Origin of the sequence: Acidovorax delafieldii 2AN (genome assembly GCF_000175235.1) — a bacterium.
In the GTDB taxonomy this organism is placed as follows: domain Bacteria; phylum Pseudomonadota; class Gammaproteobacteria; order Burkholderiales; family Burkholderiaceae_C; genus Acidovorax; species Acidovorax delafieldii_B.
The window spans coordinates 1-20835 of record NZ_ACQT01000053.1 but is presented as its reverse complement, the minus strand read 5'-3'; the positions used below and the strand labels follow the sequence as shown (position 1 = coordinate 20835).

Below are 20835 nucleotides of genomic sequence, written 5' to 3'. Positions count from 1 at the left end.
ACCCACCCGCAGCACCGCCGGCAAGGCTGGTGCCAGTGCGCCCGAGGTGCCGGCCACCTCGCGCGGCAAGAAGGCCGTTCCGCAAGGCCCCGCCAAGCTGTTCGTGCTGGACACCAACGTGCTGCTGCACGATCCCACCAGCCTGTTCCGCTTTGAAGAGCACGACATCTTCCTGCCCATGATCGTGCTGGAAGAACTGGACGGCCACAAGAAGGGCATGACGGAAGTTGCGCGCAATGGCCGCCAGGCCAGCCGCACGCTTGACGCCCTGGTGGCCACGCAAGAGGCCGACATTGCGCGCGGCCTGCGCCTGGATGCCACAGGCCAGAAGGCGGCGGGGGGCTGCCTGTACTTCCAGACAGCGCCCCTGAGCTACCAGTTGCCCACGAGCCTGCCCCAGGGCAAGGCCGACAACCAGATCCTGGGCGTGCTTGAGGCACTTTCGAAGCTGCATGCCCCGCGCGAGGTGGTGCTGGTGTCCAAGGACATCAACATGCGCGTCAAGGCGCGCGCGCTGGGCCTGAACGCCGAGGACTACCAGAACGACAAAACGCTGGACGACGCCGATCTGCTGTACTCGGGCCTGCTGGCCCTGCCGGCCGATTTCTGGACCAAGAACGGCAAGAGCGTCGAGAGCTGGCAAAGCGGCGGCAACACGTTCTACCGCATCAGCGGCCCTATCGTGCCGCAACTCATGATCAACCAGTTCGTGTATTTCGAGGCGCCGGGCGAGCCCAGCCTGTTTGCCCGCGTCAGTGAAATCCGCGACAAGACGGCCGTGCTGCAGACGCTCAAGGACTACGGTTCGGCCAAGAACAGCGTGTGGGGCGTGACCACGCGCAACCGCGAGCAGAATTTCGCCATGAACCTGCTCATGGACCCCGATGTGGACCTGGTCACCCTGACCGGTACGGCCGGAACGGGCAAGACGCTCATGGCCTTGGCCGCCGGCCTCACGCAGGTGCTGGACGACCGCCGCTACACCGAGATCATCATGACCCGCGCCACGGTGAGCGTGGGCGAGGACATCGGCTTCCTGCCGGGCACCGAAGAAGAGAAGATGGGCCCCTGGATGGGCGCGCTCGACGACAACCTCGAGTTCCTCGCCAAGGGTGACGGCGGCAACGCGGGCGAGTGGGGCCGCGCCGCCACCAACGAACTCATCCGCAGCCGCATCAAGATCAAGAGCATGAACTTCATGCGCGGCCGCACCTTCATGAACAAGTACGTCATCATCGACGAGGCGCAGAACCTCACGCCCAAGCAGATGAAGACGCTGATCACCCGCGCCGGCCCTGGCACCAAGATCATCTGCATGGGCAACCTGGCACAGATCGACACGCCCTACCTCACCGAAGGCTCGTCGGGCCTGACCTATGCGGTCGATCGCTTCAAGGGTTGGCCCCACAGCGGGCACATCACGCTGGCGCGCGGCGAGCGCTCGCGCCTGGCCGACTTTGCCAGCGAGGTGCTCTGACCATGATGGCCGCCGGCTGGGTTGCCGCGCTCAAGCTGGTGCCGTGGGGTGACGTTCTTGAGGCCGCGCCGCAGATCCTGCAAGCGGCCAGAAAGCTGATCGGCGCCACGCGCAAAGGTGCCGAGGAGGCCGCCGCGGGCACGCTGGTGGATGGGGCTGCCTTGCCCCCGGTCGCCCAGCAGCTGGAGCATCTGCACCAACGCGTGGCGCGGCTCGAACAAGAGCAGCTGGAGTCCGCCGCGCTGATCCAGTCGCTGGCCGAGCAGAACGCCCGCGTGGTGCAGGCCGTGGACGCCCTGCGCGCACGCAACCAGCGCCTGCTGGCGGCCGTTGCGGCGCTGGCGCTGGCATGCATCGGGCTCATGGCATGGGCGCTGCGGCAGTGACCGCAATGCATCGACCCTGCAGCGCTGCCGGGACGCAGGGCACCGCCCGCTGCCGGCCGGGCAGCACAGGACTGGCACGGCAAGGGCAAAAGCAACTGGCGATCCGGACGCCAAGACAGTCGCTCAGTCGCTCAGTCGCTCAGTCGCTTCTATTTTGATAGCTAAAAGCGCTTAATTGGTGAGCGCTACAGGCCAATTTGGCTAGAAATCGTCGCCAGAACCCATCGCCAGATTTTCAAAGCGCGTCTGGTTCTTCTGGAAGAACAGCTTCACCGTGCCGGTGGGGCCGTTACGTTGCTTGCCGATGATGACCTCGGCCACGTTGGGCTCCTTGCTGTCCTTGTTGTAGTAGTCGTCGCGGTAGATGAACATGATGATGTCCGCGTCCTGCTCGATGGCGCCCGATTCGCGCAGGTCGCTCATCATGGGCCGCTTGTCGGTGCGCTGCTCGACCGAGCGATTGAGCTGCGAGAGCGCAATCACCGGGCACTGCAACTCCTTGGCCAGCATCTTGAGGCCCCGGGAAATTTCGCCCAACTCGGTGGCACGGTTGTCCGAGCCGGACGAGCCCGAGCCGCTCATCAGCTGCAGGTAGTCGACCACGATCAAGCCCAGCTTGCCGCACTGGCGCGCCAGCCGCCGGGCATTGGCGCGCAACTCGCTGGGCGTGAGACCCGGGGTTTCGTCGATGTGCAGCGACACGGTGCGCAGCTTCTCGATGGCTTCGGTCAGGCGCGGCCATTCGTCGTCGGTGAGCTTGCCGGTGCGCAGGTTGCCCTGGTTGACGCGACCGATCGAACCCACGATACGCACCGCCAACTGGGCGGCACCCATTTCCATCGAGAAGATGGCCACGGGAAGGCCCTCGTTGAGCGCCACGTGCTCGGCGATGTTCACCGCAAACGAGGTCTTACCCATGGAGGGGCGCGCCGCCAGCACCACCATGTCGCCCGCCTGCAGGCCGCTGGTCATGCGGTCGAGGTCGGCAAACCCCGTGGGCACGCCAGTGACGTCCACGGGGTTGTCCGCCATTTCCTGCACGCGGTCGAGCAGGTCGATCACCAGCGTGTCGAGCGACTGGAAACCCTGCTTGGTGCGCGAGCCCTCCTCGCCAATCGCGAAGATCTTGGCCTCGGCCTCGTCCAGGATGCGCTCCACCGTCTTGCCTTGCGGGTTGAAGGCGTTGGTGGCAATGTCATCGCTGGCCGTGACCAGCTTGCGCAGAATGGCGCGCTCGCGCACGATCTCGGCGTAGCGGCGGATGTTGCTGGCGCTGGGCACGTACTGCGCCAGGCTGTTCAGGTAGGCCAGTCCCCCCATCTCCTGGGCCTTGCCCAGGTTCTGCAGGTGCTCGAACACGGTGATCACGTCGGCCGGCTTGCTGGCATTGATCAGCGCACCAATGGCCGCGTAGATCATCTGGTGTTCATGGCGGTAGAAATGGCTGTCCACCAGCAGATCGCCCACGCGGTCCCAGGCGTTGTTGTCCAGCAGCAGACCGCCCAGCACACTGGACTCCGCCTCGATCGAGTGCGGGGGAACGCGCAACTGGGCGATCTCGCGGTCCACCGAGGGCGGAGCGAAGCCATGGTCATCCAGGGGAGGAAAGACTGCAGACATGGAATGTTTCTCCGGACGAGGGCTTGACTGACTGCGGCCCCGGCCACCAAGGTGCATGGCTTCGGGGGATAAGGCTGTGGACAGTGCGTGGATTACCAGTGGGCAATCCTGTACAAATCGCGTCCACCCAAAGACAAAAGCCGCCCGAGGGCGGCTTCTGGTGAAGCACCGAAGTGAATCAGGCGGTTTCGCCGTAGACCGAGACGGTCACTTCCACCACCACGTCGGTGTGCAGAGCAACGCTCACGGTGCTTTCGCTCACGACCTTGATGGGGCCGTTGGGCAGGCGGATTTGCGACTTGGCCACCTTGTAGCCTTGCTTGTTCAGCTCTTCGGCGATGTCGTGGTTGGTCACGGAACCAAACAGACGGCCGTCCACGCCAGCCTTTTGCGTCAGCTTGACGGTGGTGCCAGCCAGCTTTTCGCCTTGGGCCTGGGCTTCTGCCAGCTTGGCAGCAGCGGCCTTTTCGAGCTCAGCGCGCTTGGCTTCGAACTCTGCCTTGGCAGCTTCGGTAGCGCGGCGGGCGCGGCCCGAAGGAATCAGGAAGTTGCGGGCGTAGCCGTCCTTGACCTTGACGATTTCACCGAGGTTGCCGAGGTTCACAACCTTGTCGAGCAGGATGATTTGCATGGGTTGTGCTCCTTAGATCTTGTGCTGGTCGCTGTAAGGCACCAGGGCCAGGAAGCGTGCGCGCTTGATGGCGGTGTTCAGCTGACGCTGGAAGATGGCGCGCGTGCCGGTCAGGCGTGCGGGGATGATCTTGCCGTTTTCGGCGATGAAATCGCGCAGCGTGTCGACATCCTTGTAGTCGATTTCTTCAACGCCCGTCACCGTGAAGCGGCAGAAGCGCTTGCGCTTGAACAGCAGGGACTGGGTGTTGCGCTTTGGGCGCTTGTCTTTGTTGAACTTCTTGAACGTGGCCATTGCGGACCCCTTGAAAATTAATTTTGTTGAATATCCTGGATATGGAGCACTGCGTTCTTGCCGTTGCGCGGGGTGGCCAGAAATCCACTGAAAGTCCAGAGACTTCCGATGTTCTGCCGTGCCAGACGCTCAGCCATTGCACCAAAGGCAACAGCTTTCATGGCCGCCTTGACTTCGCGGGGATGGCCTGCCTCGGTCTGCTGGGACTCGTGTTCGAGCCGCAGGGTGATGGCGGGCAATCCGGCGGGCGTGTAGCGCAAGGCCTCGGCCTCTGCGATACAGGCGGTCAAGACGACGCGGTTCTCCACTCCGAAGTGAACGGATCAGCGTTCGCCGGCAGCCGCGTATTCGGCCTGGCTGACCTTGCGGGCTTCTTCGCGCTCGACGGTCTTCATCATCGAAGACGGGCCGGTTTCAGCCTTCTTCTTCTGAACCGTCAGGTGGCGCAGCACGGCGTCGTTGAACTTGAAGGCATGCTCCAGTTCAGCCATCACAGCCTGGTCGGCTTCAATGTTCACGCACAGGTAGTGGGCCTTGGCCAGCTTGTTGATCAGGTACGCCAGTTGACGGCGGCCCCAGTCTTCCACGCGGTGCACCTTGCCACCGCCAGCGGTGATCATGCCCTTGTAGCGCTCCAGCATGGCTGGAACTTGTTCGCTTTGATCCGGATGGATCAACAAAATGATTTCGTAATGACGCATGCAGACTCCTTTTGGATGACACCACCCGCTGCGTCTAGAAGCGGTGTGGCAAGGCAAAGCCGGCAATTATAGCCCACTCTGCCGCGCTAGTACACTAGGCTTCTCACCCCTCCCCGCACCGCACATTTGCAGGACGGGCCTGCCGCCCCTTGCAAAAGCAGGCGCAGGGCCGACATGCACTGAAGCGGGTGGCCCAGCTCCAGCCCCGATGGAGCATGGCCCGCGCGCAGACCCTTGATATACGGCGGCCCGCCCCCAACTCCCGCGCGTATTGCGTATTGTTTTATTCACCTTCAAACCACGACATGCAAGATCACAGCCAGACCAACGCATCCCAGCAAGCCCCCGCCCCCGAAGAAGTAGAAGCCGCCATGGCTGCGCACGCCTCCGACGAGCTGGCCCGCCTGCAGGGCGAACTGGCCGAGCTCAAGGCCAAAAGCGCCGATCTGGCCGACCAGTTCCTGCGCGCCAAGGCCGAGGCTGAAAACGCCCGCCGCCGCGCCGAGGACGAGGTATCCAAGGCGCGCAAGTTCGGCATCGAGAGCTTTGCCGAAAGCCTGCTGCCCGTGGCGGACAGCCTCGACGCCGCATTGGCCATCAAGGAAGCCTCGCCCCAGCAGTTGCGCGAGGGTGCAGACGCCACGCTGCGCCAGCTGATTTCTGCGCTGGAGCGCAACAAGGTGCTCGCCATCCAGCCGGCCGCAGGCGACAAGTTCGACCCGCACCAGCACCAGGCCATCAGCGTGGTTCCGGCCGACCAGGAGGCCAACACGGTCGTGGCCGTGCTGCAAAAAGGCTATGTGATCGCCGACCGCGTGCTGCGCCCGGCTCTGGTCACCGTCAGCGCCCCCAAATAAATTTCCCGGAAACAACTTGAACCGTTCCGGGTTATCCACAAGTTACTAGCTATCCAACCATTCCAACATTGCGGAGAAGAACATGGGAAAAATCATCGGTATTGACCTGGGCACCACCAACAGCTGCGTTTCCGTCATGGAAGGCAACACCACCCGCGTGATCGAAAACTCGGAAGGTGCCCGCACCACCCCTTCGATCGTTGCGTACCAGGAAGATGGTGAAGTGCTGGTGGGCGCCTCGGCCAAGCGCCAGGCGGTGACCAATCCCAAGAACACGCTGTACGCGATCAAGCGCCTCATCGGCCGCAAGTTCACCGAGAAAGAAGTGCAGAAGGACATCGACCTGATGCCCTACAAGATCACCGCTGCCGACAATGGCGACGCCTGGGTGGAAGTGCGCGGCAACAAGATTTCGGCCCAGCAGGTCAGCGCCGACATCCTGCGCAAGATGAAGAAGACCGCCGAGGACTACCTGGGCGAGCCCGTGACCGAAGCCGTGATCACGGTGCCAGCCTACTTCAACGACGCGCAGCGCCAGGCCACCAAGGATGCCGGCCGTATCGCCGGCCTGGAAGTCAAGCGCATCATCAACGAGCCCACCGCCGCAGCCCTGGCCTTCGGCCTCGACAAGACGGAAAAGGGCGACCGCAAGATCGCCGTGTATGACCTGGGCGGTGGCACGTTCGACGTGTCCATCATCGAAATCGCCGATGTCGATGGCGAGAAGCAGTTCGAAGTGCTGTCGACCAACGGCGACACCTTCCTGGGTGGCGAAGACTTCGACCAGCGCATCATCGACTACATCATCAGCGAGTTCAAAAAGGAACAGGGTGTGGACCTGTCCAAGGACGTGCTGGCCCTGCAACGCCTGAAGGAAGCTGCCGAGAAGGCCAAGATCGAGCTGTCGAACAGCGCGCAGACGGACATCAACCTGCCCTACATCACGGCCGACGCCTCGGGCCCCAAGCACCTGAACATCAAGCTCACGCGTGCCAAGCTCGAAGCCTTGGTCGAGGAACTGATCGAACGCACCATTGCTCCCTGCCGCACCGCCATCAAGGATGCCGGCATCAGCGTGTCCGACATCAATGACGTGATCCTGGTCGGCGGCATGACCCGCATGCCCAAGGTGCAGGAGAAGGTCAAGGAGTTCTTCGGCAAGGACCCGCGCAAGGACGTGAACCCCGACGAAGCCGTCGCCGTGGGTGCCGCCATCCAGGGCCAGGTGCTGTCGGGTGACCGCAAGGACGTGCTGCTGCTGGACGTGACGCCGCTCTCCCTGGGCATTGAAACCCTGGGCGGCGTGATGACCAAGATGATCACGAAGAACACGACCATCCCGACGAAGTTTGCGCAGACCTTCTCCACCGCCGACGACAACCAGCCGGCCGTGACCATCAAGGTCTACCAGGGCGAGCGCGAGATGGCCAGCGGCAACAAGCTGCTGGGCGAGTTCAACCTCGAAGGCATCCCACCCGCATCGCGCGGCGTGCCACAGATCGAAGTGTCGTTCGACATCGACGCCAACGGCATCCTGCACGTGGGCGCCAAGGACAAGGGCACCGGCAAGGAAAACAAGATCACCATCAAGGCCAACTCGGGCCTGTCGGAAGAAGAAATCCAGCAGATGGTGAAGGACGCCGAGTTGAACGCCGCCGACGACAAGAAGAAACTGGAGTTGGTGCAGGCCCGCAACCAGGGCGAAGCAGCCGTGCACAGCGTGAACAAGAGCCTGGCTGAGCATGGCGACAAGCTCGACGCCGGCGAAAAGGACTCGATCACCGCTGCCGTGAAGGCCCTGGAAGACGCGTTGAAGGGCGAGGACAAGGCCACCATCGACGAAAAGACCACGGCGCTGATGGCCGCCAGCCAGAAGCTGGGCGAAAAGATGTACGCCGAATCCCAGGCAGCGCAAGCCGCCCAGGCTGCGGGCGGTGCGGATGCAGCAGGCGCATCGGCTTCTTCAGCCAAGCCCGCGGACGACGACAACGTGGTCGATGCCGAGGTGAAGGAAGTCAAGAAGGGCTAAACCCCTTCCCGTTGACCCCAGCCGCCGCGCGGGGCCCTTGACGGGGCTTGCGCGGCGTTCCTGTTCCAACCGGGTTCAGAACGAGCATGTCCAAACGAGACTATTACGAAATCCTGGGCGTTCCCAAGAACGCCTCGGAAGAAGAAATCAAAAAGGCCTATCGCAAGCTTGCGATGAAGCACCACCCCGACCGCAACCAGGGTGATGCAGCCAAGGGCGCCGAAGAAAAGTTCAAGGAGGCCAAAGAGGCCTACGAGATGCTGTCGGACGCCCAGAAACGTGCGGCCTACGACCAGTACGGCCACGCGGGCGTGGACCCCAACATGCGCGGCCCCGGCGGGCCCGGCGCAGAAGGGTTTGGCGGCTTTGCCGAGGCCTTCGGCGACATCTTTGGCGACATGTTCGGCCAGCAGGGTGGCCGTCGCGGGGCGGGCGGCCGGCAGGTGTATCGCGGCAGCGACCTGAGCTACGCCATGGAAATCACCCTTGAAGAAGCTGCACGGGGCAAGGATGCGCAGATCCGCATTCCGTCCTGGGAGAGCTGCGATACCTGCCACGGCAGCGGGGCCAAGCCCGGCACCAGCGCCAAGACCTGCACCACCTGCAGCGGCAGCGGCACGGTGCAGATGCGCCAGGGTTTTTTCAGCGTGCAGCAGACCTGCCCGCACTGCCGCGGCACGGGCAAGATCATTCCTGAGCCCTGCACCACCTGCCACGGCCAGGGCAAACTCAAGAAGCAGAAGACGCTGGAAGTAAAGATCCCGGCCGGCATCGACGACGGCATGCGCATCCGCAGCACGGGCAACGGCGAGCCGGGCACCAACGGAGGCCCACCGGGCGACCTGTACATCGAAATTCGCCTGAAGAAGCACGACATCTTCGAGCGCGACGGCGATGACCTGCACTGCCAGGTGCCCGTGAGCTTCATCACAGCGGCGCTGGGCGGCGAGATCGAGGTGCCCACGCTGGCAGGCAAGGCCGCCATCGACATTCCCGAAGGCACACAGGCCGGCAAGCAGTTTCGCCTGCGTGGCAAGGGCATCAAGGGCGTGCGCGCCAGCTATCCCGGTGATCTGTATTGCCACATTGCCGTGGAGACGCCCGTCAAGCTCACCGAGCACCAGCGCAAGCTGTTGCGCGAGCTGGACGAATCGCTCAAGAAGGGCGGCGCCCGCCATTCCCCTAGCGGCGAAAGCTGGACCGACCGGCTGAAAAACTTCTTCAGCTGAAAAAGCAACCCTGCACCCGCTCGCCGCCTGGCGCAGCGGGCCTGCACAGCGGGCTGACGGACATGCGCCGGTCAGCCCGTTTTTATTTCGGAACGCCGCTTTGCCACGCCACCGCGCTGGTTGACCTGCATCATGCGTACCGCACTGCCATTGACGCGCACGCCCCAGTGCGCGGCCAGCCCCTCGGCGGGCCGCTACGATGGCAGGCATTGGACTGCATGGAGATTCGCAATGGAAGTCAACATCACTTTTCTGGGCGGCGCAGGCACCGTCACCGGCTCCAAATACCTGGTGCGCCACAACGGCCACAGCATGCTCGTGGATTGCGGCCTGTTCCAGGGCTACAAGCAACTGCGCCTGCGCAACTGGCACCCCCTGCCCCTGGCGCCCCACCAGATCGATGCCGTGCTGCTGACCCACGCGCACCTCGACCACAGCGGCTACCTGCCCCTGCTGGCGCGCGACGGCTACACCAAATCCATCCACTGCACGCCTGGCACGCGGGACCTGTGCGCCATTCTTCTACCCGACAGCGGGCACCTGCAGGAAGAAGACGCTGCCTTCCTCAACCGCCACCAGTTGACCGAGCACGCTCCCGCATTGCCGCTGTACACACGTCTGGACGCGCAGCACTGCATGAAGCAGTTCCGCACGCACGCATTCCACAAGTCCTTCGAGCCGATTCCGGGCTGGCGTGCCACTTTCACACCGGCCGGGCACATCTTGGGCGCGGCCAGCCTGCTACTGGAAGTGGGCGGCCGGCGCATCCTGTTCTCGGGCGACCTGGGACGGCCGGACGACCTGATCATGAACCCGCCCGAAGCACCACCCCAAGCCGACACGGTGCTGGTCGAATCCACCTATGGCGACCGTGAGCACGGAAACGAAGACATCCTGCACGAACTGGGCCCCGCCCTGCACCGCCTGGCCCAACGCGGCGGCGTGGCCGTGGTGCCCGTGTTTGCCGTGGGGCGCGCCCAGGCCGTGCTGCACGCCATCAATCTGCTCAAGAAGCAGGGCGCTATCGCGCAGTCGCTGCCGGTGTTCCTGGACAGCCCCATGGCCGTGAGCACCACCGGGTTGTTCGGACACCATCCCGGCGAGCACCGACTGACCGCCCATGAGGTGGACGCCCTCTCGCACAGCGCCACCATGGTGCAGACCACCGACGAATCAAAGGCCCTCGCACGACGCCATGGGCCGATGGTGATCCTGTCGGCCAGCGGCATGGCCACGGGCGGACGCGTGCTGCACCATCTGGCGCTCTATGCGGGCGACCACCGCAACATGATCATCATCACCGGCTACCAGGCTCCCGGCACCCGGGGCGCGCGCATTGCCAACGGTGAAAAGACGACGCGTATCCACGGGCAGGACGTGGACGTGCGCGCCGAGGTGGTGCAACTCACCTCTGCATCAGCCCATGCCGACGCCAACCAGACGCTGGCGTGGCTGCGCAGCATGGGGCACGCGCCGGACCGGGTCTACGTCGTGCACGGCGAGATGGGTGCAGCCGACATGCTGCGCCAGCGCATCGAGCATGAACTGCGCTGGCGCGCCACGGTGCCGGAGCACGGCAGCTCACTCACGCTTTGAGTTTCCGCTTCCGGGTTACGGCGACCCGGCGCTGACGTTGGAGGGGAGGATGTCACCAATCCGCCACCCCCAACGAAGCGCCCCAAGAAACACTTCAACGCTGGAACGCGGTAACTCTGTATCCGCAGAAGGGGTATCGAACTTCCAAGAGGGGCTCATTTGCATGCTGGCGAATCGCTCGCACCAAGCGACAACATCCGTCTCAAAGTCATGCACTGCGCATAGGGATGCGCGCGCGCTGTCGTCGCCGCTCCCAAACCATCATGGCTGACACCAGAACGCCCAGCAGGGCCAGCGCCCAGTGTGACAAGGTGGGGATGGACGGCGGTAGCGGCACAAGAGGTAAAACTGGGTCATCAATGAACCCTATGGCACCGTTGGAATCGCCAATCCCGTTATCCGTAAGCGAGTAGGTAAAGCCCTTGCGATCCGCGCTCAGGACTGCGCCAGGCAAAGGGAACCATGTCGACTGGGTGGCGCCCGGCGTAGCCGGTCCAAATTTGTAGAGCACGGTGCTGGCGGGCATCGCCTGCGCATAGTTCAGAGTCACCGTCACGGTGGCACCCGGTCCACAGTTGGTCGTCTGAAACTGGAATCCTGCCGCCGCTGGCCCTCCCACGGCCACAGGCAACGTGCGTGATATGGCATTTGGCGCCACAAATTGCTGGTTGGCAAAGGCGCAACCAACGCTCCCCCCCGACACCGAGGCGCTGGACCCGCTCACATATGTGGTCAAGTCGGTGTTTTGCGTGTTGCTTCTCGTGTTGCTGTTGAAGAAATACACAGCCCCCAACGGATTGTTGGAGCTGACGCCAGCCACCGTGTTCAACACTACCGCGGAATCGCCCCCCAGATTCACCGCAGCGGCCGCACGGTTGGCCACACCGGTACTGCAGTTGGAGAATGTCGACGAGGCAATGTCCACCAAGGCGCCGCCAGCTCCCGCGTCAACGAGCAAGCAGTTTTGTGCGTAGCCAGCAACATCCACATGGTCAAGCACCACGTTGGCGCTGGACACCACACGGATACCATTGCTTCCGGTACCCGCAAAGCCGTTGAGCTGAAGGTTGCGCAAAATCACGGTACCGGGAGATGTGAGGTTGACAACAATCGAGTCGCCCATTGGCACCCCGCCGAAGGCGGCCACATATCGCCCCCCGCCATCGATAGTGATGGACTTGTCAATCACCAGGGTCACCGGCGCCACAGCTGGCGCAGCAAAGTCGTCGCTGCCATCCAGCGCTGCCGGGTCCAACACATCGATCTCACCGCCCGTCGCTGTTTTGGGCAACGCGCCTGCCAGTGTGCGGCACGGTGCCGTGCGCGAACAAGGGTTGGCATCGTCTCCCACGCCAGACACCCATGTGCGGGTCGCCTGCGCGTGGGCCCAGGCAGGCGCGAGCAACAACACTCCGAGCATCCAAGCCCGGCCAATGGAAAGCGAAAAAGGCGTCATGGAGCACCCACCGGTTGCGCTGTCAGTTGTTGGATGCCGTGCCAGTGAAACTGCCGTTGCTGGCGTTGCCCTGGACCTGATTGTTTCCAAAAGTGGTGAGGTTGCCGGACGAACTCGTTACTGCCGGCGTTGCCGTCGTGGAAACTGCAACGCTAGCCGTGGACAGACCTTGCGAATTACCGAACACCGTAGAGTTGGCTGCCTGCACCGTGGCACCCGAGCCTGAGGACCAAAGGCCCGTGGTACCAAGAATGAAACGAGAGCGCTCCACAGAAACCGTTGCGGGGTTGTGCGAGCCCGGCTGGCTGGCCACAAACAGGCCGGTTGCATTGTGGCTGAAGACGCTGTCAAGCACCTCAACGAGCACGAGAGTGGTCAACGAGCCAGCACCGGCGTTGTTCGCGACCACCGACAAGCCTGGGCCAATGAAACGGTCCACCTTGACATTTTGCAGGCGCAGGCTACGCCCCGCCCTGAACGATATGCCCGTGAGCCCCGTACCTGCGCCATTTACCGACAGATTGCGCAGGATCACGTTGTCATTGGGGCCTGCCATAACAACGACGCCATTGGTACCCGAAGCCAGCACGCTGGCTACGATGCCGGCCCCGCCGTCAATGGTGATGGCCTTCGTGATGGTCACAGCGCCGTAACCGCCGGGGTCCAAGACACTGATTTCGCCACCGGCAGCAGTTTTTGAAATGGCCCCGGCGAAGGTTTTGCACGGCGCAGTGCGAGAGCACGGATTGGCATCATCCCCCACCCCTGAAACCCAGGTTCGCGTGGCCTGCGCCCATGAATATACCGGCGCGCTCAGCAATGCCAAGCCCAGCGCCAAACCGCACAGCATGCGTCGTTGCACAGGCAGTCGGGCCGTTGCGATTGGAATGTACGACATGGAATTCCCTCGTTCATTGAATGCTTGAACTTCATGGATCTACCGGCGAAGGCGGCGCCAACCATTCGGGCGCGGCTGACTCCAGGCAATTGGAGCCATTGTGCAGCGGAAGAACAAGTAGTAACAGCCGCCCTCACCGCGGGGCACAGCATTCGCCAGCATAGCCATCTCAGAATACGAAGCATCCGGCATATGAGCCATCGCATTTTGAGATACCTAGATCATAAAAATGCAAGAAAATAACGCATCCATCTCGACATGAGATGAAAGCCTTCACATGAAAAGCTCCGAGCGCAGTTTTGCGCGCCGCATTGACCTCACCTCGCTGCAACTCTTCGTGGCGGTGTGCGAGCTCGGCAGCATTGGCCGGGCGGCCGAGCGCGAATTCATCGCGGCCTCGGCGGTCAGCAAGCGGCTGTCCGACCTGGAAACCGCTGTCGATACCGCCCTGCTCTACCGCCACAGCCGGGGCGTGACGCTCACGCCCGCCGGCGAGAGCCTGCTGCACCACGCCCGCACCGTGTTGTTCGGACTGGAGCGCATGCAAGGCGAGCTGAGCGAATATGCCGACGGCGTGCGCGGGCACGTGCGCATGCACGCCAATATTTCGGCCATCGTGCAGTTTCTGCCGGAAGACCTGGGCGCCTTTGCACGCGCGCACAGCCAGGTCAAGATTGACCTGCAGGAACACCTGAGCAGCGATGTGCTGCATGCGGTGCAGGAAGGCGCGGCCGACTTGGGGCTATGCAACACAGGCGGGCCCGGTGCCACCGATCTGCAAAGCCGCCCCTATCGCAGCGACCGTTTGGTGCTGGTCGTGCCTGCAGCGCACGCCCTGTCTGCGCACAGCGCTATACATTTTGAAGAAGTGCTCGACTGGGACATCGTAGGTCTGCACGCCAACAGCAGCATCAGTCTGGCGATGCGTGCGGCCGCGGCTGCCGCCGGCCGGCCACTGCGCCAGCGCATCCAGGTCACCGGGCTCGATGCCATGTGCCGCATGATCGACAACGGCCTGGGCGTTGGCCTGCTCCCCGACCGCGCCTTTGCCCTGATGCACGGCGTGGGCCGCCTGCAGGCCGTCCCCCTGGCCGACCCCTGGGCACAGCGCGAGCTGCGCCTGGTGGCCCGCGATTTCGACGCACTGCCAGTCACCGCGCGGCTGCTGGTCGAACACCTGGCACCCCGGCAAGCGGCACTTTGACGCCCCCTAGAATCCAACCAACCTACCCTAGAAAAGAGACCCACATGGGACGCACCCTGTACGACAAGATCTGGGACGAGCATGTCGTCCACACCGAAGAGGACGGCACATCCATCCTCTACATCGACCGCCATCTGGTGCACGAAGTCACCAGCCCCCAGGCCTTTGAAGGCCTGCGCGAAGCCGGCCGCAAAGTGTGGCGCATGAGTTCGATTGTGGCCACGGCCGACCACAACACGCCCACCACCGGCTGGGAGCGTGGCTATGACGGCATCGCCGATCCGATCAGCAAGGAACAGATCACCACGCTGAACGACAACATGGCGCAGATCACGCCGGCTGCGTTCTTCCCCTTCATGCACAAGCGCCAGGGCATCGTCCACGTGATCGGCCCTGAAAACGGCGCCACGCTGCCCGGCATGACCGTGGTGTGCGGCGACAGCCACACCAGCACGCACGGCGCGTTTGGCGCGCTGGCTCACGGCATCGGCACCTCCGAAGTCGAGCATGTGATGGCCACGCAGACCCTGCTGGCCAAGAAGGCCAAGAACATGCTGGTGCAGGTGGACGGCACGCTGGCCAAGGGTGTGACGCCCAAGGATGTGGTGCTCGCCATCATCGGCAAGATTGGCACGGCCGGCGGCACGGGCTACACCATCGAATTTGCGGGCTCGGTGTTCCGCGCGATGAGCATGGAAGGCCGCATGACCGTGTGCAACATGGCCATCGAAGGCGGCGCGCGCGCCGGCCTGGTGGCCGTGGACGACAAGACCATCGAATATGTCAAGGGCCGCCCCCTGTCGCCCACGGGCGTGGAATGGGACCAGGCCGTGGCGTACTGGAAGACGCTGCATTCGGACGCCGACGCGCAATTCGACACCGTCGTGAAGCTCGACGCCGCAGACATCGTGCCGCAAGTCACTTGGGGCACCTCGCCCGAAATGGTGCTGGGCGTGGATGCCCGCGTGCCCGACCCGGACAAGGAAAAAGACGCCAACAAGCGCGGCGCCATCGAGCGCGCCTTGACCTACATGGGCCTGCAACCCGGCAAGGCCATCAACGACATCACCATCGACAAGGTGTTCATCGGCAGTTGCACCAACAGCCGCATTGAAGACATGCGCGAAGCCGCTGCCGTGGTGAAGAACCTGGGCCGCAAGGTCGCCAGCAACGTCAAGCTGGCCCTGGTGGTGCCCGGCTCCGGCCTCGTCAAAGAGCAGGCTGAACGCGAAGGCCTGGACAAGATTTTTGTGGCCGCAGGCTTTGAGTGGCGCGAGCCAGGCTGCAGCATGTGCCTGGCCATGAATGCCGACCGCCTGGAGCCCGGCGAGCGCTGCGCCAGTACCAGCAACCGCAACTTTGAAGGCCGCCAGGGCGCTGGGGGCCGCACGCACCTGGTAAGCCCCGCCATGGCGGCCGCCGCAGCCGTGCACGGCCACTTTGTGGACATTCGCCAGTTCGCCTGACCACCCCTTACCCCTTACAGACTGAAGGAGCCCCGTCATGAAAAAGACCGCCACCCTCATCGCCCTGTCCCTGGCCTTTGTGCTGGCCGGCTGCAACACCGTCAAGGGTGTAGGCCAGGACATTGGCAAAGCCGGCAGCGCCATCGAACGGGCCGCCAAGTAACCCATACCGCCATGCAAAAATTCACCTTGCTCAAGGGCGTTGTCGCGCCCATGGACCGCGAAAACGTCGATACCGACGCCATCATTCCCAAGCAGTTCCTCAAGTCGATCAAGAAGACCGGCTTTGGCGTGAACCTGTTTGACGAATGGCGCTACCTGGACCACGGAGAGCCCGGCCAGGACCCGGCCAGCCGCAAGCCCAACCCCGATTTCGTGCTGAACCAGCCGCGCTACCAGGGCGCATCCATCCTGCTGGCGCGCAAGAACTTCGGCTGCGGCTCCAGCCGCGAACACGCGCCCTGGGCGCTGGACCAGTACGGCTTTCGCTGCGTGATCGCGCCCAGCTTTGCCGACATCTTCTTCAACAACTGCTTCAAGAACGGCCTGCTGCCCATCGTGCTGCCCGAGGCCACGGTGGCCCAGTTGTTTGACGAAGTGCACGCCTTCCCTGGCTACCAACTCACCATCGACCTGGAACGCCAGGTCATCGTGCGCCCCCAAGGCGAAGAGATCCCGTTCGAGGTGCAGGCCTTCCGCAAATACTGCCTGCTCAACGGCTTTGACGACATCGGCCTCACCTTGCGCCAGTCCGACAAGATCAAGGCCTTTGAAGCGCAGCGCCTGGCGACCAAGCCATGGCTCGCGCATTCGATGGTTTCCTGATTCAGATTCAAGCAAAAATAGCCTCTAGCGCTTACCAGATAAGCGCTAACAGCTATCAAAAGCAAAGCAAAAGCAAAGCAAAAGACAATGAAAATCGCAGTTCTGCCGGGTGACGGCATCGGTACCGAAATCGTTTCCGAGGCCGTCAAGGTTCTGGAAGTCCTGGACCTGAAATTCGAGATGAAATCTGCCCTGGTGGGCGGCGCCGCCTACGAAGCCCACGGCCACCCGCTACCAGAATCGACCCTCCAGCTCGCCAAAGAGGCCGACGCCATCCTGTTCGGGGCCGTGGGCGACTGGAAATACGACAAGCTCGACCGGCCGCTGCGCCCCGAGCAGGCCATCCTGGGCCTGCGCAAGCACCTGGGCCTGTTCGCCAACTTCCGTCCTGCCATCTGCTACGAGCAACTGGTGGGCGCGTCGAGCCTCAAGCCCGAACTGATCGCGGGCCTGGATATCCTCATCATCCGCGAGCTCACGGGCGACATCTATTTCGGCCAGCCGCGCGGCCGCCGCACTGCGGTGGACGGGCACTTCCCGGGCGCGGAAGAAGCGTTTGACACCATGCGCTACAGCCGCCCCGAGATCGAACGCATCGCCCACGTCGCCTTCCAGGCCGCCCGCAAGCGCAACAAGAAAGTCACCAGCGTGGACAAGGCCAACGTGCTGGAAACCTTCCAGTTCTGGAAGGACGTGGTGACCGACGTGCACAAGGAATATCCCGACGTCGAGCTGCAGCACATGTACGTGGACAACGCCGCCATGCAACTCGTGAAGGCACCCAAGGCCTTTGACGTGGTGGTCACGGGCAATATGTTCGGCGACATCCTGTCGGACGAAGCCTCCATGCTCACCGGCTCCATCGGCATGCTGCCCTCGGCCAGCCTGAACTCCAAGGGCCAGGGCCTGTACGAACCCAGCCACGGCAGCGCCCCCGACATCGCCGGCAAGGGCGTGGCCAACCCGCTGGCCACCATCCTCTCGGCCGCGATGATGCTTCGCTTCAGCCTGAACCAGGAAGCGGCCGCGCAGCGCATCGAAACTGCCGTGCAAAAGGTGCTGGCCCAGGGCCTGCGCACGCCCGACATCTGGAGCGAAGGCACGACCAAGGTGGGCACCGCGCAGATGGGCGATGCGGTGGTGAAGGCGCTGACAGCGTAAATCCCGCCACTGGCGGCACCCATCCAGCGCCGGTCATCCGGCGTTTTTTTGCCCGCGCCGCCCCTAGAGCCAGCCGTTCTCGATGAACTCGAGAACCGGGTAAGGCCGGTTTTCCAGCTCTCGCGCCTGCACGGCCGCCACGATGCGCGCCACGCCGTCCGCATATGGCGCATCGCCATAAACCCGGGTTTCCAGCGCCACGCTGCACGACCCGTCTTCGATCAGGATGTGGTGGTAGGCGTGGCGTGCCAGATGCTGCAGGGGAATCTGCAGCGCGCCCTGCTGCGCCTGGGGATCGCGCACCGACCGGATTTCCGCAGGCGCAAGGCCCAGTGCGTGCGCCATGCTCACAGCCGTGCCAGGCACTGACGACTTCTGCGCCTGGTGGGATTCAACGAGTCCGATGCGGCAGCCGCGAAACAAATGGCCGCTGCGCTCGAGCATGGCCATGAACTTGAGCGTGAGAATATTGGTGTTCGGACACAGGATGGCCGAGAACTCCACGGCGCGCCCTTCCAGGATCGAGCCGGTGGCCAGTTCCACCAGCGGCGAGCGCGTGGACTTGCAAAAGGCGCAGACGGCCTCCAGTTCGCGGCCAGAGCCGGCATGCAGCACGACGGACTTTTCGGCGCGCATCCCTGCATTACCCCACGGCACCACCTGGCCACTCCGCGCACCCAACACATCCAGCAGTTCCCCGGCCAGCTTCCCCGACCCTACGACGATGACTTGCATTTCCACACTCGCTTGAACAGATAGAGCAAAGGCAGCACTGTAGAGCGCTGCCAGCACCTCAAGCTCCGCACTGCACGCACGGGGCGGACATTCTTGAATGCCTGTCACCGCCCGGCGGGCGCCCGCGGGCAGCGAGCCGCCAGAGCAGAGAGCGCCCGCAGGGCCGCATCCGCTACAATCGTTGCCTATGTTTGCCGCCCGCCCGTTCGCCCTGAACATCGCATCCGCCGCCCCGGCCGGTGTGGCTGCGCGCGCAATCACCACCAAAACCACGACCATTAAGGGCTGATCCAGCTCCGGCATCGTCGTGCGCCCTCCCTGGCCAGACGAGCCGGGGCAAACAGTCTGGTCTGGCACTGTTTTATTTGAAAGGGCGTTGAAATGAGCAACAAATTGGTAGGTTTGGTCGGCTGGCGCGGCATGGTCGGCTCGGTGTTGATGGACCGCATGGTCGAAGAAAAAGACTTCGACCTGATCGAGCCATTGTTCTTCTCCACTTCCAACGCAGGCGGCAAGGCCCCGGCCCAGGCCAGGAACGAAACCACGCTGCAGGACGCTTTCAACATCGATGCGCTGAAGCGCTGCGACATCATCATCACCGCCCAGGGCGGCGACTACACCAACGAGGTGTACCCCAAGCTGCGCGCCGCTGGCTGGAATGGCCACTGGATCGATGCCGCTTCCTCGCTGCGCATGGAAAAGAACGCCGTCATCGTGCTCGACCCGGTGAACATGCCGGTCATCAAGAACGCCCTGGCCAACGGCGGCAAGGACTGGATCGGCGGCAACTGCACCGTTTCCTGCATGCTGATGGGCGTGGGCGCCCTGTACAAGGCCGGCCTCGTCGAGTGGATGAGCACCCAGACCTACCAGGCGGCTTCCGGCGGCGGTGCCCAGCACATGCGCGAGCTGCTGACGCAGTACGGCACGCTGAACGCCGAGGTGAAGGCCCTGCTGGACGACCCGAAGAGCGCCATCCTCGAAATCGATCGCAAGGTCATCGCCAAGCAGCGCAGCCTCTCGCAGGCCGAAACCGCCAACTTCGGCGTGCCGCTGGGCGGCAGCCTGATCCCCTGGATCGACAAGGACCTGGGCAACGGCATGTCCAAGGAAGAATGGAAGGGCATGGCCGAGACGAACAAGATCCTCGGCATGGGTGAAGGCTTCAACTCGGCCGCTATCCCCGTGGACGGCTTCTGCGTGCGCGTGGGTGCCATGCGCTGCCACAGCCAGGCCCTGACCTTCAAGCTGAAGAAGGACGTGCCCGTGGCCGACATCGAGGCCATGATCGCGGCCGACAACCAATGGGTCAAAGTGGTGCCCAACACGCGCGAGGCCACCATCCAGGACCTGACTCCCGTGGCCGTGACCGGCACCATGACCATTCCCGTGGGCCGCATCCGCAAGCTGGCCATGGGCCCCGAGTACGTGGGCGCGTTCACCGTGGGCGATCAGTTGCTGTGGGGCGCTGCGGAACCGCTGCGCCGCATGCTGCGCATCCTCCTCGGCGCCTGATCCAGGCACCTTCCACCAGCGCGCACGGCCAAGCCGTTGCGCGCTTTTTCGTGTCCGCCGGACAAGAAACACCCGGTTACGTTACGTTGGCAATTGACAACAAGGAAACACACCAAAACCGGGTGCCGATACCCCGTACAAAGCTTCGACCGTACCTCAGCTTGTCAGTGCAAAACATTGATGCTATGGTGCTTTTTACATATTTACACGCGCCGGGGCGGGAGTGACCATGAAAAGAACAACGCCACTCGACCGAGCGGCTCAAACACCACAGTTGATGGCACACATGCATCGTTGGAAATTTTCTGTCCTGGCGGCCGCAGCCGTCGCATTGACCGGCCTGTATGCCGACGATGCCTCCGCCCTCGCACTGGGTCGCATTACGGTGCAATCTGCACTCGGCGAACCGCTGCGCGCCGAAATCGACCTGCCCCAGATCACGCCGTCCGAAGCCGAGACCCTGCGCGCCACCACCGCTTCGCCTGACGTCTTTCGGGCCCAGGGCATGGAATTCAACCCGGCGGTGAACAACCTGCGGGTGCAACTGCAGCGCCGCGCCGATGGGACGGCGGTGCTGCGCCTTTCCAGCGATCGCCCCATCAACGACCCCTTTGTGGATCTGGTTCTTGACGCCTCGTGGGGCAGCGGCCACATCGTGCGCAGCTACACCATGCTGTTCGACCCGCCGACGCTGCGCCGCGCTGCTCCCGCAGTTACGGCCGCGCCCCAGATTACTGCGCCCGCTGCGCCTGTCC

At 63.5% G+C, this 20835-nt stretch carries 21 protein-coding genes; 13 read left to right on the top strand and 8 right to left on the bottom strand.

Features of this window, described 5'->3' with window-relative positions; genetic code table 11:
• Together ACDELDRAFT_RS09435 and ACDELDRAFT_RS09430 are read left to right on the top strand one after the other, a co-directional pair.
• The coding region (locus tag ACDELDRAFT_RS09435; protein WP_005795941.1) for a PhoH family protein at positions 1 to 1477 on the top strand (1477 nt) is incomplete at its 5' end.
• A 5-nt stretch (positions 1478 to 1482) separates the two neighbouring features.
• Positions 1483 to 1863 carry a hypothetical protein gene (locus tag ACDELDRAFT_RS09430; protein WP_040328657.1) on the top strand — a complete coding sequence of 127 codons (381 nt, stop codon included), beginning with the start codon at positions 1483 to 1485 and terminating at the stop codon, positions 1861 to 1863.
• 201 nt (positions 1864 to 2064) lie between these two features.
• Here ACDELDRAFT_RS09430 and dnaB read toward each other — a convergent pair whose 3' ends face one another.
• The 5 genes from dnaB to rpsF all read right to left on the bottom strand — a co-directional run bounded on the left by dnaB (position 2065) and on the right by rpsF (position 5109).
• Positions 2065 to 3483 carry a replicative DNA helicase gene (dnaB, locus tag ACDELDRAFT_RS09425; RefSeq protein ID WP_005795936.1) on the bottom strand — a complete coding sequence of 473 codons (1419 nt, stop codon included), beginning with the start codon at positions 3481 to 3483 and terminating at the stop codon, positions 2065 to 2067.
• A 178-nt stretch (positions 3484 to 3661) separates the two neighbouring features.
• Positions 3662 to 4114 (bottom strand): 50S ribosomal protein L9, encoded by a 453-nt coding sequence (rplI, locus tag ACDELDRAFT_RS09420; protein ID WP_005795934.1) that lies wholly within the window; start codon positions 4112 to 4114, stop codon positions 3662 to 3664.
• A 12-nt stretch (positions 4115 to 4126) separates the two neighbouring features.
• Entirely contained in the window at positions 4127 to 4408 is a 282-nt protein-coding gene (gene rpsR, locus ACDELDRAFT_RS09415) for a 30S ribosomal protein S18 (RefSeq protein WP_005795932.1), read from the bottom strand.
• Between the two features lie 17 nt (positions 4409 to 4425).
• Complete coding sequence (priB, locus tag ACDELDRAFT_RS09410) at positions 4426 to 4716, bottom strand: primosomal replication protein N (RefSeq protein ID WP_005795923.1); 291 nt, start codon at positions 4714 to 4716, stop codon at positions 4426 to 4428.
• 15 nt (positions 4717 to 4731) lie between these two features.
• Positions 4732 to 5109, bottom strand: coding sequence for a 30S ribosomal protein S6 (gene rpsF / locus ACDELDRAFT_RS09405; protein WP_005795920.1), 378 nt, complete (start codon positions 5107 to 5109; stop codon positions 4732 to 4734).
• A 305-nt stretch (positions 5110 to 5414) separates the two neighbouring features.
• Here rpsF and grpE point away from each other — a divergent pair, with 305 nt between their 5' ends.
• From grpE to ACDELDRAFT_RS09385, 4 genes are all read left to right on the top strand, one after another.
• Positions 5415 to 5966, top strand: coding sequence for a nucleotide exchange factor GrpE (gene grpE, locus ACDELDRAFT_RS09400; RefSeq protein ID WP_040328648.1), 552 nt, complete (start codon positions 5415 to 5417; stop codon positions 5964 to 5966).
• Between the two features lie 82 nt (positions 5967 to 6048).
• On the top strand, positions 6049 to 7995 hold the full coding sequence (dnaK, locus tag ACDELDRAFT_RS09395) for a molecular chaperone DnaK (RefSeq protein WP_005795917.1): 1947 nt from the start codon (positions 6049 to 6051) through the stop codon (positions 7993 to 7995).
• 86 nt (positions 7996 to 8081) lie between these two features.
• Complete coding sequence (gene dnaJ, locus ACDELDRAFT_RS09390; RefSeq protein WP_005795915.1) at positions 8082 to 9224, top strand: molecular chaperone DnaJ; 1143 nt, start codon at positions 8082 to 8084, stop codon at positions 9222 to 9224.
• A gap of 231 nt (positions 9225 to 9455) precedes the next feature.
• Positions 9456 to 10820: an MBL fold metallo-hydrolase gene (locus ACDELDRAFT_RS09385; protein WP_005795913.1), complete on the top strand. Its 1365-nt coding sequence runs from the start codon at positions 9456 to 9458 to the stop codon at positions 10818 to 10820.
• Positions 10821 to 11028: 208 nt separating this feature from the next.
• On the opposite strand, the gene ACDELDRAFT_RS23640 is transcribed toward ACDELDRAFT_RS09385, so the two are convergent.
• Together ACDELDRAFT_RS23640 and ACDELDRAFT_RS23635 are read right to left on the bottom strand one after the other, a co-directional pair.
• Entirely contained in the window at positions 11029 to 12276 is a 1248-nt protein-coding gene (locus tag ACDELDRAFT_RS23640; RefSeq protein ID WP_081470102.1) for an IPTL-CTERM sorting domain-containing protein, read from the bottom strand.
• Positions 12277 to 12298: 22 nt separating this feature from the next.
• On the bottom strand, positions 12299 to 13102 hold the full coding sequence (locus tag ACDELDRAFT_RS23635; RefSeq protein WP_157764912.1) for a hypothetical protein: 804 nt from the start codon (positions 13100 to 13102) through the stop codon (positions 12299 to 12301).
• 349 nt (positions 13103 to 13451) lie between these two features.
• Here ACDELDRAFT_RS23635 and ACDELDRAFT_RS09370 point away from each other — a divergent pair, with 349 nt between their 5' ends.
• From ACDELDRAFT_RS09370 to leuB, 5 genes are all read left to right on the top strand, one after another.
• Entirely contained in the window at positions 13452 to 14378 is a 927-nt protein-coding gene (locus ACDELDRAFT_RS09370; protein ID WP_005795908.1) for a LysR family transcriptional regulator, read from the top strand.
• 44 nt (positions 14379 to 14422) lie between these two features.
• A complete protein-coding gene (leuC, locus tag ACDELDRAFT_RS09365; protein WP_005795906.1) occupies positions 14423 to 15844 on the top strand; it encodes a 3-isopropylmalate dehydratase large subunit in 1422 nt (473 codons plus the stop codon).
• Between the two features lie 37 nt (positions 15845 to 15881).
• Entirely contained in the window at positions 15882 to 16007 is a 126-nt protein-coding gene (locus ACDELDRAFT_RS09360; RefSeq protein ID WP_005795904.1) for an entericidin A/B family lipoprotein, read from the top strand.
• 11 nt (positions 16008 to 16018) lie between these two features.
• Complete coding sequence (gene leuD / locus ACDELDRAFT_RS09355) at positions 16019 to 16669, top strand: 3-isopropylmalate dehydratase small subunit (protein WP_005795903.1); 651 nt, start codon at positions 16019 to 16021, stop codon at positions 16667 to 16669.
• A gap of 87 nt (positions 16670 to 16756) precedes the next feature.
• Positions 16757 to 17830 carry a 3-isopropylmalate dehydrogenase gene (leuB, locus tag ACDELDRAFT_RS09350; protein WP_005795901.1) on the top strand — a complete coding sequence of 358 codons (1074 nt, stop codon included), beginning with the start codon at positions 16757 to 16759 and terminating at the stop codon, positions 17828 to 17830.
• A gap of 63 nt (positions 17831 to 17893) precedes the next feature.
• On the opposite strand, the gene ACDELDRAFT_RS09345 is transcribed toward leuB, so the two are convergent.
• Entirely contained in the window at positions 17894 to 18565 is a 672-nt protein-coding gene (locus ACDELDRAFT_RS09345; RefSeq protein WP_005795899.1) for a dihydrodipicolinate reductase C-terminal domain-containing protein, read from the bottom strand.
• 381 nt (positions 18566 to 18946) lie between these two features.
• Between ACDELDRAFT_RS09345 and asd the strand changes: the two genes are divergently transcribed.
• The gene (gene asd, locus ACDELDRAFT_RS09340) at positions 18947 to 20080 is read left to right on the top strand and encodes an aspartate-semialdehyde dehydrogenase (protein WP_005795895.1); all 1134 of its coding nucleotides are present in this window, start codon (positions 18947 to 18949) and stop codon (positions 20078 to 20080) included.
• 286 nt (positions 20081 to 20366) lie between these two features.
• Positions 20367 to 20835, top strand: a 469-nt coding sequence (locus tag ACDELDRAFT_RS09335; RefSeq protein WP_420042320.1) for a type IV pilus assembly protein FimV, incomplete at its 3' end; no start/stop codon positions are given.

Bases quoted from the DNA above. Each gene is read 5' to 3' on its own strand.
- ACDELDRAFT_RS23640 (WP_081470102.1), bottom strand. From the start codon at position 12,276: ATGACGCCTTTTTCGCTTTCCATTGGCCGGGCTTGGATGCTCGGAGTG.
- rpsR (WP_005795932.1), bottom strand. From the start codon at position 4,408: ATGGCCACGTTCAAGAAGTTCAACAAAGACAAGCGCCCAAAGCGCAAC.
- leuC (WP_005795906.1), top strand. From the start codon at position 14,423: ATGGGACGCACCCTGTACGACAAGATCTGGGACGAGCATGTCGTCCAC.
- ACDELDRAFT_RS09360 (WP_005795904.1), top strand. From the start codon at position 15,882: ATGAAAAAGACCGCCACCCTCATCGCCCTGTCCCTGGCCTTTGTGCTG.
- dnaB (WP_005795936.1), bottom strand. From the start codon at position 3,483: ATGTCTGCAGTCTTTCCTCCCCTGGATGACCATGGCTTCGCTCCGCCC.
- rplI (WP_005795934.1), bottom strand. From the start codon at position 4,114: ATGCAAATCATCCTGCTCGACAAGGTTGTGAACCTCGGCAACCTCGGT.
- leuD (WP_005795903.1), top strand. From the start codon at position 16,019: ATGCAAAAATTCACCTTGCTCAAGGGCGTTGTCGCGCCCATGGACCGC.
- leuB (WP_005795901.1), top strand. From the start codon at position 16,757: ATGAAAATCGCAGTTCTGCCGGGTGACGGCATCGGTACCGAAATCGTT.
- ACDELDRAFT_RS09430 (WP_040328657.1), top strand. From the start codon at position 1,483: ATGGCCGCCGGCTGGGTTGCCGCGCTCAAGCTGGTGCCGTGGGGTGAC.
- grpE (WP_040328648.1), top strand. From the start codon at position 5,415: ATGCAAGATCACAGCCAGACCAACGCATCCCAGCAAGCCCCCGCCCCC.
- asd (WP_005795895.1), top strand. From the start codon at position 18,947: ATGAGCAACAAATTGGTAGGTTTGGTCGGCTGGCGCGGCATGGTCGGC.
- dnaK (WP_005795917.1), top strand. From the start codon at position 6,049: ATGGGAAAAATCATCGGTATTGACCTGGGCACCACCAACAGCTGCGTT.
- ACDELDRAFT_RS09370 (WP_005795908.1), top strand. From the start codon at position 13,452: ATGAAAAGCTCCGAGCGCAGTTTTGCGCGCCGCATTGACCTCACCTCG.
- ACDELDRAFT_RS09385 (WP_005795913.1), top strand. From the start codon at position 9,456: ATGGAAGTCAACATCACTTTTCTGGGCGGCGCAGGCACCGTCACCGGC.
- ACDELDRAFT_RS09345 (WP_005795899.1), bottom strand. From the start codon at position 18,565: ATGCAAGTCATCGTCGTAGGGTCGGGGAAGCTGGCCGGGGAACTGCTG.
- rpsF (WP_005795920.1), bottom strand. From the start codon at position 5,109: ATGCGTCATTACGAAATCATTTTGTTGATCCATCCGGATCAAAGCGAA.
- dnaJ (WP_005795915.1), top strand. From the start codon at position 8,082: ATGTCCAAACGAGACTATTACGAAATCCTGGGCGTTCCCAAGAACGCC.